18 protein-coding genes are annotated in these 17,206 nt (G+C 41.8%); 3 read left to right on the forward strand and 15 right to left on the reverse strand.

Features of this window, described 5'->3' with window-relative positions; all coding sequences use genetic code 11:
• Positions 1 to 14: 14 nt before the first annotated feature.
• From OCV43_RS02290 to OCV43_RS02335, 10 genes are all read right to left on the reverse strand, one after another.
• On the reverse strand, positions 15 to 845 hold the full coding sequence (locus OCV43_RS02290) for a glycosyltransferase family 2 protein (protein ID WP_262623313.1): 831 nt from the start codon (positions 843 to 845) through the stop codon (positions 15 to 17).
• 11 nt (positions 846 to 856) lie between these two features.
• Entirely contained in the window at positions 857 to 1,732 is an 876-nt protein-coding gene (rfbD, locus tag OCV43_RS02295) for a dTDP-4-dehydrorhamnose reductase (RefSeq protein WP_022244506.1), read from the reverse strand.
• A 3-nt stretch (positions 1,733 to 1,735) separates the two neighbouring features.
• Positions 1,736 to 1,999, reverse strand: coding sequence for an HPr family phosphocarrier protein (locus tag OCV43_RS02300; protein ID WP_022244507.1), 264 nt, complete (start codon positions 1,997 to 1,999; stop codon positions 1,736 to 1,738).
• Positions 2,000 to 2,016: 17 nt separating this feature from the next.
• Entirely contained in the window at positions 2,017 to 3,366 is a 1,350-nt protein-coding gene (glmM, locus tag OCV43_RS02305) for a phosphoglucosamine mutase (protein ID WP_227710416.1), read from the reverse strand.
• Between the two features lie 3 nt (positions 3,367 to 3,369).
• Complete coding sequence (locus OCV43_RS02310) at positions 3,370 to 4,752, reverse strand: CdaR family protein (RefSeq protein WP_262623314.1); 1,383 nt, start codon at positions 4,750 to 4,752, stop codon at positions 3,370 to 3,372.
• Positions 4,718 to 5,629 carry a diadenylate cyclase CdaA gene (gene cdaA / locus OCV43_RS02315; protein ID WP_022244510.1) on the reverse strand — a complete coding sequence of 304 codons (912 nt, stop codon included), beginning with the start codon at positions 5,627 to 5,629 and terminating at the stop codon, positions 4,718 to 4,720. Before cdaA ends, OCV43_RS02310 begins: the two co-directional genes overlap by 35 nt.
• Before the next feature lie 21 nt (positions 5,630 to 5,650).
• Entirely contained in the window at positions 5,651 to 6,652 is a 1,002-nt protein-coding gene (locus OCV43_RS02320; RefSeq protein ID WP_262623315.1) for a hypothetical protein, read from the reverse strand.
• Between the two features lies 1 nt (position 6,653).
• Positions 6,654 to 7,076, reverse strand: a complete 423-nt coding sequence (locus tag OCV43_RS02325) for a hypothetical protein (protein ID WP_262623316.1) — start codon at positions 7,074 to 7,076, stop codon at positions 6,654 to 6,656.
• A 98-nt stretch (positions 7,077 to 7,174) separates the two neighbouring features.
• Positions 7,175 to 7,576, reverse strand: coding sequence for a hypothetical protein (locus tag OCV43_RS02330; protein WP_022244513.1), 402 nt, complete (start codon positions 7,574 to 7,576; stop codon positions 7,175 to 7,177).
• An 11-nt stretch (positions 7,577 to 7,587) separates the two neighbouring features.
• Complete coding sequence (locus OCV43_RS02335; protein ID WP_243088555.1) at positions 7,588 to 8,286, reverse strand: ComF family protein; 699 nt, start codon at positions 8,284 to 8,286, stop codon at positions 7,588 to 7,590.
• A gap of 225 nt (positions 8,287 to 8,511) precedes the next feature.
• On the opposite strand from OCV43_RS02335, the gene OCV43_RS02340 reads away from it, so the two are divergent.
• From OCV43_RS02340 to OCV43_RS02350, 3 genes are all read left to right on the forward strand, one after another.
• Positions 8,512 to 9,522: an ABC transporter substrate-binding protein gene (locus tag OCV43_RS02340; RefSeq protein ID WP_331494957.1), complete on the forward strand. Its 1,011-nt coding sequence runs from the start codon at positions 8,512 to 8,514 to the stop codon at positions 9,520 to 9,522.
• Positions 9,523 to 9,599: 77 nt separating this feature from the next.
• Positions 9,600 to 10,502 carry an ABC transporter permease gene (locus OCV43_RS02345; RefSeq protein ID WP_416390268.1) on the forward strand — a complete coding sequence of 301 codons (903 nt, stop codon included), beginning with the start codon at positions 9,600 to 9,602 and terminating at the stop codon, positions 10,500 to 10,502.
• Positions 10,495 to 11,292: an ABC transporter ATP-binding protein gene (locus tag OCV43_RS02350; protein ID WP_022244517.1), complete on the forward strand. Its 798-nt coding sequence runs from the start codon at positions 10,495 to 10,497 to the stop codon at positions 11,290 to 11,292. Before OCV43_RS02345 ends, OCV43_RS02350 begins: the two co-directional genes overlap by 8 nt.
• A 180-nt stretch (positions 11,293 to 11,472) precedes the next feature.
• On the opposite strand, the gene recD2 is transcribed toward OCV43_RS02350, so the two are convergent.
• The 5 genes from recD2 to mreB all read right to left on the reverse strand — a co-directional run bounded on the left by recD2 (position 11,473) and on the right by mreB (position 16,997).
• Positions 11,473 to 13,677, reverse strand: coding sequence for an SF1B family DNA helicase RecD2 (gene recD2 / locus OCV43_RS02355; protein WP_262623317.1), 2,205 nt, complete (start codon positions 13,675 to 13,677; stop codon positions 11,473 to 11,475).
• 197 nt (positions 13,678 to 13,874) lie between these two features.
• The gene (locus OCV43_RS02360) at positions 13,875 to 14,234 is read right to left on the reverse strand and encodes a rod-binding protein (RefSeq protein WP_118639069.1); all 360 of its coding nucleotides are present in this window, start codon (positions 14,232 to 14,234) and stop codon (positions 13,875 to 13,877) included.
• Between the two features lie 20 nt (positions 14,235 to 14,254).
• Entirely contained in the window at positions 14,255 to 15,070 is an 816-nt protein-coding gene (locus tag OCV43_RS02365; protein WP_022244520.1) for a flagellar hook-basal body protein, read from the reverse strand.
• Positions 15,071 to 15,181: 111 nt separating this feature from the next.
• A complete protein-coding gene (locus OCV43_RS02370; protein WP_262623318.1) occupies positions 15,182 to 15,982 on the reverse strand; it encodes a flagellar hook-basal body protein in 801 nt (266 codons plus the stop codon).
• A gap of 19 nt (positions 15,983 to 16,001) precedes the next feature.
• Complete coding sequence (gene mreB, locus OCV43_RS02375; RefSeq protein WP_022244522.1) at positions 16,002 to 16,997, reverse strand: rod shape-determining protein; 996 nt, start codon at positions 16,995 to 16,997, stop codon at positions 16,002 to 16,004.
• Between the last annotated feature and the right edge of the window lie 209 nt (positions 16,998 to 17,206).

Consider the following 17,206-nt stretch of genomic DNA (forward strand, 5'->3'; position numbering starts at 1 on the left):
TAGTCCCCTTTCGCTTATTTATGCACAAACAGTTTCAGATATACAGATGCCGCAAAACAGCGGAACTTGCGAATCATAACACTGCGCCTGATATCTTTCGGTGTCAGTTTCAAGCGTTCTTTGTTTTTCTCCAGTAAATACAGATGTTCCTCTACATATACTTTTGTTTTTTCCTTGTTGCCCCCCATAACTTCTCCGGTATTTGAACCTTTTCGCACACGGAAGAAATTCAGTGGTTCGTGTATGATATAAACATCGCCTTCACATGCCAGGGAAACAAAGAAATCATAGTCTAAGATATAGGTATAATCTGTATCAAATCCTCCGATTTTCTCTGCCACATCTCTCCGGAAAGTATTTGCCTGTGGTGCTCCGAAATAATCCTGTGAAAAGAAGCCCTTCCGGCAGATTTCTTTTCCATCTACCAGTCCGCTCTTCTTATAGCGTTTATAAAAGCCTTTTCCTTTTCCATTTAAATCAATCAGCTTGGTATCACTTTCTGCAATCACTGCTGTAGGATTTGCCTCTAAAGCATCTACTTCCCGCTTCAATGCATCCGGTGATAAAATATCATCTGCACAGACAAGCTTTGCATATTTACCGGTGCATAAGGAAAGACAGCGGTTCCAGTTTCCTGACATTCCAAGATTCTTATCATTATGATAAAGCTTAATCCTCTCATCCCCGATTTTCTGAATCAGTTCATAAGTATTATCTTTTGAATTATCATCCACAATTACAAGCTCTATATTCTGATATGTCTGATTTAGAATTGAATCAATCGTATCTTTAATGTATTCCGCATTATTATATGCCGGAATACATACGCTTACTAATGGTTCCATTTTTTCACCTATTATCCCAACAGTTCTTTCATATAGACATCCAGTGCATCCTGCCAGTCTGCCATTACAAAGTCACTGGTAAGCTTAATCATATAATCCTCCAAGATAGAGTATGCCGGTCTGTTAGCGGATGCCGGATTCATCTCTTTGTACTGCTTACTGGTTACATGATTTACTTTTACATTCTTTCCTGCTCTTTTGAAGATTGCTTCTGCGAAATCTGCCCAGTTGGTATCTCCTTCACAGGTTGCATGGAAGGTTCCATAATTCTCTGTGCCTTCCAGATAATGAATCATTTTTGCTAATTCCACTGCGCTGGTAGGTGTTCCCACCTGGTCACAGACTACATTTAATTCATCATGGTTCTCTGCCAATGCCAGCATTGTCTTGACAAAGTTCTTTCCATCCCCATAAAGCCATGCTGTTCTTAAGATAAAATGTTTCTTTGCAAATTCCTTTACAAAGTTTTCACCCTCTAACTTGGTCTTTCCATAAGCACTTACCGGATTTGGTGCATCAAACTCTGTGTATGGTCTTGTCCCATTTCCTTCAAAAACATAATCCGTAGATACATGAATCATTTTTGCATCTGCTTCGGTTGCTGCAATACTTAAGTTTCTTGGTCCGATTGCATTAATCTTATATGCAAGATCCCACTGTTCCTCACACTTGTCTACATTGGTATGTGCGGCGCAGTTGATGATAACATCCGGTTTCTCTGCACGTACCAGCTTCAGTACTGCATCTACATCAGTAATATCAAGAGATACAACACCTTCTCCCTCTACTACATCTGTATTGATAAATTCCACATCACTTGCTGCATATTCCTTGCGAATTGCTCTTCCTAACTGTCCATTACATCCAGTTACCAGTATTTTTTTCATCTTTTATTCTCCTAATCCACTTTCTACGGCTTCTACCATTGCCTTTAATGCTTCGTCCTCATCATCACCTTCGCAGACAAATTCGATTTCATCTCCAAATTTGATGCACGCACCCAGTACGCTTAAAACACTTTTGGCATTAGCGGTATTTCCGCGATAATGAAATGTTACTAACGATTTATACTGCATTGCTTCCTTGCAGAGTATTCCTGCCGGACGCAAATGTAATCCTGTTGGATTCTTTATTTTAACTTTCTGACTTACCATTTCTATTCCCCTCCTGATCACAGCATTGTGTTGGTAATTAATTCAGCCAGCTTCTGTGCTTCTTCTTCAATCTCGCTCTGGTTCTTTCCCTCAATCATAACTCTTACCAGCGGCTCGGTTCCGGATGGACGAATCAGTACCCTTCCTTCCCCATTGAATTTCTCTTCCAATGCCTTGATTGCCTCTGCAATCTCAGCATATTCCATGAATTTTTCTTTCTTGTGATTCGGCACTTTGGCATTCACAAGTGCCTGCGGCAATACTTCCATCACCTCTGCCAGCTCAGATAATTTCCTGCCGGTTTCCTTCATTACCTGTAATAAATGAAGTCCGGAAAGAAGTCCGTCACCAGTTGTATTATCATCTAAAAATATAATATGTCCTGACTGCTCACCCCCGATATTATAGCCATTCTCCAGCATATTTTCAAGGACATATCTGTCTCCGACCTTGGTTTTCTCTACGTGGATGCCTTCCCGCTCTCCCATCAGACTGAAGCCAAGATTGGTCATAACGGTTACTACAATGGTATTTTTCTTTAAAGTTCCTTTTTTCTTCATATGGCATCCACAGATTGCCATAAGCTGGTCGCCATCCACCAGGTTACCTTTTTCATCTACCGCAAGCATACGGTCAGCATCGCCATCAAATGCAAGGCCAACGTCTGCTTTTTCATAAACAACCCTTGCCTGAAGTTCTTCCATATGGGTGGAACCGCAGTTGGCATTGATATTGGTTCCATCCGGCTTCGTATGGATAGCAACCAGATCTGCACCCAGGTCTTTTAATGTCTTAACCGATGTATAGTAGGATGCACCCTCTGCACAGTCTATCACAATCTTCATACCGGTCAAATCAACCGGCACACATTTCTTCATAAATTTCACATATTCATCACGCAAATCAAAACGATAGTCAATTCTTCCCACACCGGATCCAATCGGCAGTACAACATCTTTCATATTATTGCGGATCAGCTCTTCGATTTCATCTTCCAACGCATCAGAAAGCTTATATCCGTCTCCATTAAAGAATTTGATTCCGTTAAATTCCATCGGATTATGGGATGCGGAAATCACAACGCCTGCATCTACTTTATGTTTTCTGGTCAGATAGGCAATCGCCGGTGTCGGCATTACCCCTACATAGATTGCATTGGCTCCTACAGAACAGATTCCTGCCATCAGTGCATTGGCAAGCATTCCACCTGAAATTCTTGTATCACATCCTACAATTAATGTCGGCTGATGTTCCTGCTCTTTCGTCAGCACATAGGCACCTGCCTGCCCAAGCTTTGTTGCCAATTCAATGGTCAGCTCCGCTCCTGCAACACCTCTTACACCATCTGTTCCAAACATTCTGCTCATTTTCTAATCTTCCTCCGAATTTCCATTATTCGTATTATTTCCATTGGTACTGCCCGTTCCCGTTTCTGTACCACCATTCGAACCCGTATGGGTTCCATTGTCATTTCCGGTATTCGTGGTATCTGATGTATCTTCTGATTTCTTTGTTATGGTTATCACTGCAGACTGTGTTCCATTTACGGAATATAAGCTGTCATCCAGTTCCAGGGTAACTGTTACGGTATGATTACCTTCTGCCAGTCCTGCTGCATTTACATTTCCCTTAATACTGTCTGCCATAAGTTTATCCAGATCATTCCGCAGTCCCTTTAAGGTTATTGTAACTGTACTCTCTGCAAAGACTGCTTCATAACCCTCTTTCAGATTCTGAATTGCAATGTTTTCAACCGGTATGCTATAAGATTCTGATACAATCTGTTCCACCACTGCGGTTACTTCAACATTCAAATTGTCAGCATCGACCACCTCTACATCATCCGGCAGATAAGAAGAAATGTTAATTGTCTTCACTACATTGCCAGTTGCATCGCTGATATCCAGCTGGTCTGACGGAATCACAATACTTCCGGCTGCGTTCAGTGCTTCCGGTGTTCCCTTTATCGTTATCTTATTCGGATTAATCGTCACTCCGGTGCATACAAATCCATCTGCAACCGTTCCACTCGGTTCAATTTCTACTGAAAGCTTACGGATATTAAGTATCGTAGCCGAAATTGTCACTTTATCAATATTAAAATTCAGCTTTGAGGTGTCTACCGCCTCACCGTTTGCATTATATACAACCGGGACTACACTATCCGTCAAGTCTGCGGATGCACCTGTTACATCAATGGTTGCTTCTACATGATCAATCTGATTCACCACCGATTCCGGTCCGGTTACTTTTAAGATGTTCGGAGATACCCGCACATCTCCCACCGCATAATTCTCAGCTGCATCTCCTACCGTTTTTGCCTTAATAGAAAACTGTGACAGCATCAGATCTTCTACATTTACTTCCATATACTGTGTTTTGCCCTGGAAGTTCACCGCAGACGCATATCGTGTTGCAGTTATCTCAATCGGTACCCGGTATACACCGTCTACCTGCTCAACATTTTCCATATCTGCTACTGCCCGGAAGTCAGTATTGCTCAAGTTCTTCATAACAGAACGCACAGTAGAAACCTTAAAGGTTACCTGCAGATTACTGTCCTTTGCTTCAAAGTATTTGCCCTGCTGTGTCATATAATCCGAATTGGTTATCGTAATAGACGTGGTAAAGTTCTTCGCCTGTGTCGGATCATCAATGTTGACAACAACAAGCCACAGCACAACAGAGAAGAATAATGCTGCAACCTTCAGTCCAAAATTATTCGTCACCAGTTTTGTCAGCTTTTTTAACATTGCGTAACCTCCTCTTCAGTAATTGGAAGCGCTTTGGTTCGATATTGCTGCTCTGGAGAAATTTCAGTTTGCTGCGCAGAAACTCCGCATCCACATTACGGTACAGCTGTCCACCCATCGCAATAGAAACCTTTCCGGTTTCCTCTGATACCACAATTGTAAGAGAATCACTCACTTCACTAATTCCAACTGCCGCACGATGTCTGGTTCCCAGATCCTTGCTCAGTTCCAGGCTGTCAGACAGTGGCAGATAACAGGTTGCAGAGACAACCCTGTCCCCACGTACAATAATAGCTCCGTCATGTAACGGAGTGTTCTTTTCAAATATATTAATCAGAAGCTGGCTTGATACCAGGGAATCCAGTGCAATACCGGTTCTTTCGTATTCTGTCAGCATAATTTCATTTTCCACTACAATCAGGGCTCCGGTCTTCACCTTACCCATCTCATAGCTTGCCTTTACCAGTTCTCCAATCGTATGGTCATTGAAACGTTCCACTCCGTCTTTCCCAAAATCAAAAGAAAAGAGGGATGAAATAAATTTCTTTCGTCCCAATTCTTCCAGTGCTTTCCGGAGCTCCGGCTGGAAGATAACAACGATTGCAATTATTGCTACATTAATCGTCTTCTCTGCTATCCAGAGAATTGTATTCATCTGGAAGATTGCTGCCACAAGTACAAACGCTAAAATCACAAGAATTCCTTTTAACAGCATCCATGCCCGTGTATCCTTAATCCATTTCAGGACGTGATAAAACAGGAATGCAATAATAAGCATTTCTACAATATCAGTCTTTGATACCGTAATGTTCAAAACGCTTACCCACGCCAGATAATTTTCTTTAAAATTTTCCAACACTGTCAAAAATGACTGCACCTGTTCCACTTCCTCTCTGTCTTATTTCAGCAAATCTTCGTCTATATCCATTTCCTCTGCCAATGCTTTGCGGGAAATACGTTCTTTTTCCTCATCCTTGGCTGCGATACGTTTTACCCTTTTCTCCTTGGTTGTAACATAAATCTTCGGTACCGCTTTTACATAATAGTAATATTCATCATCCTCAAACTGTACCCGTTCTGTCCTGCTATAATCCAGGTTAAAGAACAGGAACTGCTGTATCAATGCAATCACCGTAGAAATTACGCCTCCTACAATAATCCAGACGATTCGTCCCTTGATTCCAAGCATTACAAAACCGCTGGTCAGCACAGTAAGTCCAATCAGAATACCAGCCAGTGATGCCACTGTCCATGCATGATCTATAGACAGGCGGCGCACTACATAAACCACCAGTAAAATCACAATAAAAGTTGCCAGCACCAGATACATTTCCTTATTTCCCAGCAGCTGGTTGATTGCTACCACCATCTTAGAAGCCGCATTGCTGTCCTCTTCCACTGCACTTAATACTGCCTCATTTTCCTTTATTCCCTTCAGGAAATAAAACATCACAGTTCCGCTCACAATAGATGCAGCAGATGCCGGTGTCCGTAACAGTCCTGCTGAAATCGGCATGATATATGGGGTATGTAATGCAAATGTTATCGGTGTCAGCACTGCATAATAACCATCTTTTGGTGAAAACCGTAAATACAGCAGTGCGATAACCAGCATAAGAATCAGTCCTACCACGCATACATCCATAGACAGTGCAAATAAATGTGCAGCAATCAGAATGAACGCAAACAACAGGATAGCATTGACCGGAAGAACCGCACATAACAGTGCCAGTACCAGTGTTACCGGAAGTCCGGCCAGTCTGGTCATATAGCCAATATTTTGATTGATCAGCAGAAATACCACTGTTGCCAGAATAAACTTAAGTACCGGCACCACATATATTTCATTTTTTCCAAAAAAGCGGATTAACCGCTCCTTCAGTTCGAGTAAACCCGTCATCCTAAACCTCCCAGTCATCCGTATTAGATATATTTTCTTCCTCACGATACAGACTGCTCACTCTCTTCAGTCTGTTATAATACTCCTTTACCTTTTTTCTCCCCTTTGTATATCTACGATTATAAATAATATAAGTAATCATAAGATAAGCAGCCAGAAATACCAGATACACCATTACAATCCGGATGCCAAATCCAATCATATCCATATCATTAATTTTCTTTACCAGATTCTCCATGTCGTAAAAAAGCCACAGCACAAAAAGAAGTCCGAACGCAATGGTTCCGGCAAAAAAGCTTTTTATCAACTCCATGGCAACATAATCTCTTCTAAAATACTGTGTTGCTTTCTGGCAGGCTTTACTTTCTTCATTTTCGAATTCTGACAGCTTTGTCATATGTCTGACGCGTTCTTTACTAATCATACTCTGCTCCTAAACAAACTCTCTTTAGTATAACATAGATATTATCTTCTGAAAAGAAAAAACTGCCACCAGTCACTGCGGCAGTTCTTAATCTACAGTTACAGATATCTCATCTTATCTCTTTCCTTCGGTCTCTTATCCAACTGAGGCTCCACCGGTTTTTTCTTTATTACACTCTGGAAGTCCGTTTCCATTTTACGTTTGCATTTTTCACAGAAACGCCCTGTTTTGATAATTGTTCCACAGCCTTCACATTCCAGACCAAGTGGTGAATCTTCTGAAAAGACAAGTCTTTCTTCACGCACCCACTGTTTAATCTGTTTTACAGAAACATTATTATCTTCCGATACAACCTGTATCGGAGTATTCGGGTTCTGCCGCAAATATTCTTTTACCTCCTGGAACTTCTCTTCCAGTTTATCTTTGCAGGCTTTACATAACGGTACGCCCCCATAATAATTAAATAATCTTCCGCATCCTTTGCAGTTTCTTACGTCCATTCTTTCTCCTCCTAATGTCCCCTGCCAATGCTAATGCAAAGTACATAAACCTCTTGTATTCCTGATACCTTCAAACATTCTGCTGCTGCATCCACGGTACTTCCAGTTGTGTAAATGTCATCTACAAGCAGAACTTTTCTTAATTGTACTATATTTTGTGCGATTGTAAAAGCCTTTTTCAGATTTTTCTTGCGTTCCTGGTCATTAAGTTCCTTCTGGGGTCTGGTATTTATACACCGATATAGCAATTTCGTTTCTACCGGAATTCCGGTACGTTTTCCTATTTCCTTTGCAAAGAGTTCTGCCTGATTATACCCTCTCTCCCTCCTGCGTTTCCGATGCAGCGGAACCGGTATGATTGCATCTATCCCCAGTCTTGAAATCCACCGGGCATACTGTATACATGCCATTTTTCCATAAAAAGCTGCATATTCACGCCGATTGGCATATTTAAAACGATACAGCGAGTGTTGCACTGCCCCCTGATAGACAAATACTGCCTTTCCCGAATCAAAAAAATGTTTTTTCCGGTCACAGTCACCACAATATTCCTTCCTGGCATTCCCAATGGGTTTTCCGCACCGTTTACAGACCGGTTCCTTCACCAGTTCTGCCTTTCCGATGCACTCCGGGCAGATTTTTCCATCCGGCGGTATCACCTCATCACACAGTGGGCATCTTCTTGGGAATATAATATCAAGTATATTCATTATTTCCTTTCCAAAACTCTCTTTGCACATATTAGCACAGTCCCTTTTGCAAAAACATTAACATTCTCTTAATTTTTCCTGATAAAAATAGGATTTAATTTATTGACTTATTTTTCTCTACTTATTATAATTAGTCTATTCGAATTAACGCTTTAATGCATAAACGCACAGACGCACGAACGCGTTAAATCAAAAAAATATTACATATTTCAGGAGGAAATTATTATGAAAAAAATGAAGAAATTTCTCTCTCTTTCAGTTGCAGCAGTTCTTGCACTCAGCATGACCGCCTGTGGCTCCAAAGCAGGAGATACCCAAAACGCTGACGCTACAGAGAAAAGTTCATCCAACGCAAAGTACACCGTTGGCATCTGTCAGCTCGTACAGCATGAGGCATTAGATGCTGCAACAAAAGGATTCAAAGACTATCTTACCGAGAAATTAGGTGATGACGTTGTTTTTGACGAGCAGAACGCCCAGGGTGATTCTGCCACATGTGCAACTATCGTCAACTCCTTCGTTTCCAAAAACGAAGACCTGATTCTTGCAAATGCAACTGCTCCTCTTCAGTCTGCAGCTGCTGCAACTACAGATATTCCTATTCTTGGAACTTCCGTAACAGATTACGCAACCGCTCTTGACATTTCTGACTGGTCAGGCACAACAGGACGTAACATTTCTGGAACTTCTGACTTAGCTCCTCTGTCCGAGCAGGCAGCTATGTTAAATGAATTATTCCCGGATGCTAAAAATGTCGGACTGCTTTACTGCTCCGCAGAAGCAAACTCACAGTATCAGATTGATGTTATCAAAGAAGAATTAGAAAAATTAAATTACACCTGTACTGCATATTCTTTCGTTGATTCCAACGATATTGCAAGTGTTGTCCAGAGTGCTGTAAATGATAACGATGTTCTTTACGTTCCTACCGACAACACTGCAGCTTCCAATACAGAAGTTATCAATAACATTGCAGGGGAAGCCGGTGTTCCAATTATTGCAGGTGAAGCCGGTATCTGCAAAGGATGTGGTGTTGCTACCTTATCCATCAGCTACTATGACCTTGGATATCAGACAGGTAAAATGGCATACGAAATCTTAGTAAATGGTGCAGACCCATCCACTATGGAAGTTGAATTTGCTCCAGCAGTTACCAAACAGTACAACCCTGACATCTGTGAGAAGCTTGGCATCACTGTCCCAGACGATTACAAAGCTTTAGACATGTCTGAGTAATTTTTACTTTTGAATTATTTATTTAGAAACCGGAGGAACTTATTGTGGAATTGCAAATTGCTGATTTATTAAACGCTATGCCCGGTGCTGTAGCCCAGGGATTAATCTGGGGTATTATGGCAATCGGTGTATACATCACTTTTAAAATACAGGATGTGGCAGACTTAACCGTGGATGGAACCATGAGTCTTGGCGGTGCTGTCTGTGTTACTCTGATTGCTTCTGGACAGAATATCTGGATAGCAATCCTTGCCGCTACCATATCCGGTATGCTGGCAGGATTAATTACCGGAATCTTCCATACAAAAATGGGAATCCCGGTAATCCTTGCAGGTATTTTAACCCAGCTTGGATTATACTCCATTAACTTAAAGATTCTTGGCGGCAAATCCAACCAGGCAATCAGCGCTGACAAATACGATTTAATTGTATCTTTACGATATGTAAAAAATGTGGCTTTTTATAAAAATACCATATTTATCGTTGCTATCTTTGTCATCGCCATTATAGCTATCCTGTACTGGTTCTTCGGAACTGCAAGAGGCTGTTCTATCCGTGCTACCGGATGCAACCCGAATATGAGCCGTGCCCAGGGTATCAACACAAATTTCAATACCGTAATCGGTTTAATGATTTCCAACGGTCTTGTTGGTCTTGCCAGTGCTCTTTACTCACAGTATCAGGGATTTGCTGATGTCAATGCAGGACGTGGTGCTATCGTAATCGGTCTTGCTGCCGTTATTATCGGTACTGTATTGTTCGAAAAGATTTTCCACAACTTTGCGTTGAAGCTTTTATCTGTCGCTATCGGTGCTGTTATTTACTACGCTGTACTTCAGATTGTTATCTGGCTTGGTCTTGATACTAACTACTTAAAGCTGTTATCTGCACTTGTGGTTGCTTTCTTCCTTGCAGTTCCTTACTGGAAGAAGAAATATTTTACAAAACCAGTAAAGAAAGGAGCCAAAACCAATGCTTAAAGTTGATCATATTTACAAAACATTTAATCCGGGAACCATTAACGAAAAAACCGCTCTTAATGGCACTACCCTTACTTTAAACGAAGGTGATTTCGTTACTGTCATCGGTGGAAATGGTGCCGGAAAATCCACTTTATTAAATGCCATTGCAGGAGTCTTTCTTGTAGATGAAGGTTCCATTTCTATTGATGACGTAGATGTTACAAGAATGTCCGAGCACAGACGTGCCAGTTTCTTAGGACGCGTATTCCAGGACCCTATGATGGGAACCGCTGCTACCATGGGAATCGATGAGAATCTTGCTCTCGCTGCCCGTCGTGGTAAAAGCAGAGGTCTTGGAAGCGGTATTACCAAGGCAGAAAGAGCACATTACAAAGAATTGTTAAAAGAGCTGGATTTAGGACTTGAGAACCGTCTTACCTCTAAAGTCGGACTGCTTTCCGGTGGTCAACGTCAGGCACTGACTCTTCTTATGGCTACTTTAAACCGTCCAAAGCTGCTTCTCTTAGATGAGCACACCGCTGCTTTGGATCCAAAGACTGCTGCAAAGGTTCTTACTCTTTCGGATAAAATAGTTGCAGAGCAGAACCTTACCACTCTGATGGTAACACACAACATGCGTGATGCAATTGTTCATGGCAACCGTCTGATTATGATGAATGAAGGTCAGGTTATCTTAGATATTTCCGGAGAAGAGAAAAAGAATCTTACCGTAGAAGATCTATTAGAGAAATTTGAAGAAATCAGCGGCGAAGAATTTGCCAATGACAAAGCTTTATTATCCAAGTAATTGGTATCTGCCGGTTTTTAAACGAAAATTGACAAATGACTTGCTTTGCAAGTTGTCAGACACGCAAAAGCCAGCCGGAATTCTGCAAAATACAGCATTTCGGCTGGTTTTTCTTTCTTTCCAGGCACCCGTAAGAAGCGGTCGGTGGAAGGTTCTGCATGTCTGTACAGTCAACCACCTCTACACATTTTCTTCCAGTCTTGCCCGCAGACCGCTGTATCTGGTCTGTTCTGTAATATTCTGTTCCATCTCATAGAAGCACATTTCATTTCCCACAAGTGTTACACACTTTCTTGCACGGGTTACCGCTGTATACAAAAGGTTCCTGTTCATCAGCATTCTCGGTCCCCCAAGAAGTGGAATTACAACTGCCGGATATTCACTACCCTGGGATTTATGTATTGTAATGGCATATGCCAGTTCCAGTTCCTCTAATATTTTAAAGGAGTACTCTACCACCTTGTCTTCATCATAGACCACGGTCATTGTCTCTTTATAATCATTGATTTCACGGATAATTCCCGTATCCCCATTAAACACACCGGTTCCACGGTCAATGGCAAATCCATATTTACTCAAGGCCTCCCACTCCAGCTGATAATTATTTTTTATCTGCATGACCTTGTCCCCTTCGCGGAACACTTTATCGCCATACTCTTTTTCTTTCTTATCCGGAGCGGGAGGATTTAAGTATCGCTGCAGGATGGCATTCAATCGTTCTACGCCCAGATTTCCTTTTTTCATCGGAGTCAGCACCTGTATATCATAAGGCTGTGCATTTACAAATTTAGGCAGTTTCTGCATAATCAGCTGCAGTACCACATTGATAATCACATCTGCATCATATCGTTTCAGGAAAAAGAAATCCATGCTCTTGTTATCTAACACTACTTCTTCTCCCCGGTTGATTTTATGGGCATTGACAATGATATCACTCTGGGATGCCTGTCGGAAAATCTTGGTAAGCTGTACCACATGGAACTGTCCGCTGTCGATAATATCCTTTAATACGCTTCCCGGTCCTACGCTCGGAAGCTGGTTTACGTCTCCTACCAGAATCAGTCTTGTTCCGGCTACCATTGCCTTCAGAAGGGACTGCATCAGGCTGATATCCACCATAGACATCTCATCGATAATTACAACATCCGTTTCCAGTGGATTACTTTCATTTCGTTCGAATCCTACCGCTCCTTCCATTCCACCGTTTAATTCCAGCATCCGGTGTATGGTTTTAGCTTCATATCCGGTCATTTCGCTCATTCGCTTTGCAGCTCTTCCGGTAGGTGCTGCCAGGAAAATGTCCAGGCCTTCCAGTTCAAAATATTTGATAATACTGTTAATTGTCGTCGTCTTACCAGTTCCGGGTCCACCGGTGATTATCAAAAGTCCGTTTCTTACTGCCTCCGAAACAGCCTCTTTCTGGTGTTCATCCAGTTCCATGCCGGTCTGCTTCTCAATCTTATGGATTCGCTGGGTAATCTCTGCATCTGACACATCATAGGCAATATCCAGATTCTTAAGCATCATGGCTGTATTTACTTCCGTATAATAGAGTGGTGCACCATAAATCTGAACCTGTTCGCCCTCCTGTTTCATAATGATTTTCCGCTCTATCGACAAATCCATATACTGCTTTTCGATTGCTTCTTCTGTTACACCCAGAAGCTCTCCTGCACGCTTTGTCAGTTCTTCCTCCGGCAGAAAGGTATGTCCCTCTCCGGATGCCTGCAAAAGTGTATACAATATACCGCTTCGGATTCGAAAATCAGAATCTGTATGAATACCGACTTTCTTAGCAATTTCATCTGCAATCCGAAATCCCACACCACTGATATCATCCGCCAGACGATATGGATTCTCCTGAATGATGCCGTATACTTCCTGTCCGTATTCTTTATAGATTTTCACCGCAAGATTCAGTGTAATGCCATACTGCTGCAAAAATATCATTGCCTGACGCAGATCTCGTTTTTCAGAGACCTGGTCTGATATTTCCATTGCTTTCCGTTCACTGATTCCTTTCACTTCCGCTAACCGCTCCGGTTCTTCTTCGATAATCCGGAAGGTATCGCCTTTAAATCTTCTTACAATTCTTGCTGCAAGTGCCGCACCAATCCCTTTAATTGCTCCGGAGCCAAGATAACGCTCAATGGACAGTTCATCGGTTGGTTCTTTCTCCACATAACTTTCAGCTTTAAACTGCTTTCCATAGGTCGGATGTGCCGTATATTCACCGGTCACTTCGATATTCTCTCCCTCACTGATTCCCGAAAAGATTCCCACGCAGGTTATCTCTTCTTCTTCGCAAACCAGCACCAGTACCGTATAGCCATTGTCAGCATTTCGATATATGATATGATCTACATAACCGGTTATTGTCTCCATCGTCTTTCCTTTCCAATCGAACACAGAATGTGACTTGGCACATTCTTGCGCCTGCGGCGGTCGCTTGCGACATCTGCCTTATACGCCGCAGTGTGCATCCTCGCGGAGCGTTTTTTACTTTACAGGAAAGCAATTTCCTGTAAAGTAAGAGAAGGCTGTCATATAATGACAGCCCCTTTTATCGTCTTTTCTAAATTCTATTCCATATTATAATTACGCTTCATCTGCTCATACAGCTGCTGCGCCAGACTGTTACTTCCGCCACTCTGTTCTACTGACTGGCTTGCCAGCTTCTGAATCATCTCGTCTTCAAAATAATCCGTCATCTGGCTCATACTGGCATCCTGGTCTTCGTTCTCCGGAATGGTTTTCTTCATTTCCTTATAAACCTGTTCCAAAAAATAAGCTTCAAATTCCTTGCAGACATCCATCAGTTCATCATCCGTTGCACCTGATAAATCTGAATTCAATGTCTTCTCCAGTCCATTGGAACTGTTACTTGCCTGTGATGCAGTTGTATTCAGTAATGTCGAAATATTATCCATCGATATACTCATATTTTACCCTGCCTTTAAAACTATCTTCTTAATGAATTTGCCTGTCCAAGCATCTCATCTGCTGCCTGAATCGCCTTAGAGTTTAATTCATATGCACGCTGTGCAATAATCATATTAACCATCTCGTCTGCTACCTGGACATTGGATGCTTCCAGATAATTCTGGCATACCTTGCTTCTGGTCAGTCCCGGAGTAGTCAGCTCATTCATCGGATTACCGGATGCTGCTGTTGCAACCAAAAGACTTCCGGAATCCTTTTCCAGTCCAGCCGGATTGGTAAACTGATATACGCCAATCTGTCTGTTCATATCTATGGTATTGCCTGCCGCATCTTTATAATAGAACTTTCCATCATTTGATACTTCGATAGATGATGCCGTCACACCATCCGGCAGAACAATTTCATTTCCATTACTATCTAATACCGGAAGGCCGGCTTCATTGCAAAGTGTCGTTCCATTAGTTCCGATTGCCCAGCCAAATTTACCATTTCTGGTATAGTATGTCTGTCCATCTTCTCCACGCACTGTGAAAAATCCTTTTCCTTCCAACGCAAATGCCGTATTGCTGGAATTGGCAATTAATGCTCCATTGGTAAAATCAGATGTAATAGAGGCTACTCTGGTTCCCAGTCCTACCTGAACCGGAACCGGCTTTTCATCACCATTTGCAGAAGTTGTCTTAGACTGCAGTGTCTGATACAGCAGCGATTTAAATTCTGCCTGTTCGGATTTGTAACCTGTTGTATTTACATTCGATAAGTTATTAGAAATCGAATCAATATTTGTCTGCTGTGCAATCATTCCTGATGCAGCAGTCCACAATGCTCTCATCATAAGCCCTGCGCTCCTTATCTCTCTTGCGCCATCCGTGGCCAGCCTTTTATGAAACGTACCTGTTTCCTACTTATTTATATCGGCTTCTTTTGCTCTTTTCTTTAGTTCTTTTTATACTTTACCTACATTATTTACGGCTTTGTCCAGTGTTGAATCCATCGTCTGGATAATCTTCTGTCCAGCCTCGTAAGCTCTGGTGATTGTAATCATATCTACCATTTCGGATACTACATTAATGTTGGAAGCTTCCAATGCACCCTGCTCTACTCTCGCATTCGATGCCACAAGCTGTCCGCCATTTACTACATCATAGAGATTCTCACCATATTTGCTGATATAGTCATAATTATCTACATCTACCACACCAAGTCTTGCAACCACCTGATTATTCTGCATAATACTTCCATCGGAAAGCACTTCAAAATCCAGATTCGGATTAATCCGGATATAATTCTCTGCACCAGGATTGCCAGTGGAAGCTCCATTCTGGTTCAGCACATAATCACCGTCTTTGGTCACCAGATAGCCTTCTCTGGTCAGTGTAAATGCTCCATCCCGGGTAAGCTTCATAGATGTTTCACCATTCTTATTGGTAAATGATACCGTAAAAAAACCATTTCCATCCAATGCCATATCGGTACTTCTGTCTGTCACTTTAAAGCTGCCCTGGCTGAAATCGGTATATGCTTCGCCAATATGCACACCCATACTGATATTTCCCAGTACCCGCGGCTGCCCATAATCAGAAGTATCCTTAATCTTAATTGCCAGTGTATCAGCAAATGTATGATTTGTGGTACCTTCCTTCTTATATCCGGTTGTGTCGGCATTTGCCAGATTATTTGTCAGAATATCCAGACGGTTCTGTTCGTCTAACATTCCGGTCCATGCGGTATATAATCCTTTTACCATCTACAGTCCTCCCGAAATCTTAATCGTCGTCTCTTTTACCAGCTAAGAATTCTACGAATTTACCTGTACCAATTGCTACACAAGTCATTGGTTCTTCTGCTGTCATTGTATTAATTCCTGTCTTATCTTCAATCAGCTCTTCCAGTCCTCTAAGTAATGAACCGCCACCTGTCAGCACAATTCCTCTGTCTGCAACATCTGCTGCCAGCTCTGGTGGTGTTTTTTCCAGAACACTGTGTACCGCTTCTACAATCTGTAAAGTCGGTTCTCTTAATGCTTCCTCAGTCTCTTCAGAAGAAACAGTTACTGTCTTAGGAAGTCCTGTTACCAGATTACGTCCACGGACATCCATCGTTTCCGGCTGTGCCAGTGGGAAACAGGTTCCAATCTTAATCTTAATATCTTCTGCAGTTCTTTCTCCGATCAGAAGATTATGTTTCTTTCTCATATAACGGACAATTGCCTCATCAAAATCATCTCCGGCAATTTTAATTGATGTACTTACTACCGAACCGCCCAGTGAAATTACTGCAATATCTGCGGTTCCTCCTCCGATATCTACAATCATATTTCCACAAGGTCTTGCAATATCGATACCTGCTCCAATTGCTGCTGCAATTGGTTCTTCAATAATTGCAACTTCTCTTGCTCCTGCCTGATAAGTTGCATCCTCTACCGCCTTCTTCTCAACCTCTGTTACACCACTTGGTACACAGACACTGATTCTTGGCTTACGGAATGTTTTCTTTCCCAGTGCCTTCTGAATAAAGTACTTAATCATCTTCTCTGTTACGGTATAATCAGAAATAACACCCTGGCGGAGTGGTCTTACTGCTACAATGTTGCCCGGTGTTCTACCAAGCATCAGTCTTGCTTCTTCACCAATCGCTTTAATCTTGTTTGTATCTCTGTCAAACGCTACTACGGACGGCTCTTTTAAAACTACGCCTTTTCCTTTAATATAAACCAATATGCTGGCTGTTCCTAAATCAATTCCAATATCTGTTGAAACCATGTCAATGTTTCCCCTTTCATCTGTTTCATTATATGTGGAGTAATCTACAAAAAAGGCAGACTACGCATTCAATCATATTCTTACATATATAATCACATTATATACAATAAATGGCATTTTTCAAAGGTTTTTTTCTGTTTTTACTTATTTTTAATGAAATCGCAACATCTTCTTAACTTTCTTTTGCTTTCTAATTGTCTTAACTTTTT

The sequence above is a fragment of the Roseburia amylophila genome (assembly GCF_025567465.1).
Taxonomy (GTDB): Bacteria; Bacillota; Clostridia; order Lachnospirales; family Lachnospiraceae; genus Roseburia_C; species Roseburia_C amylophila.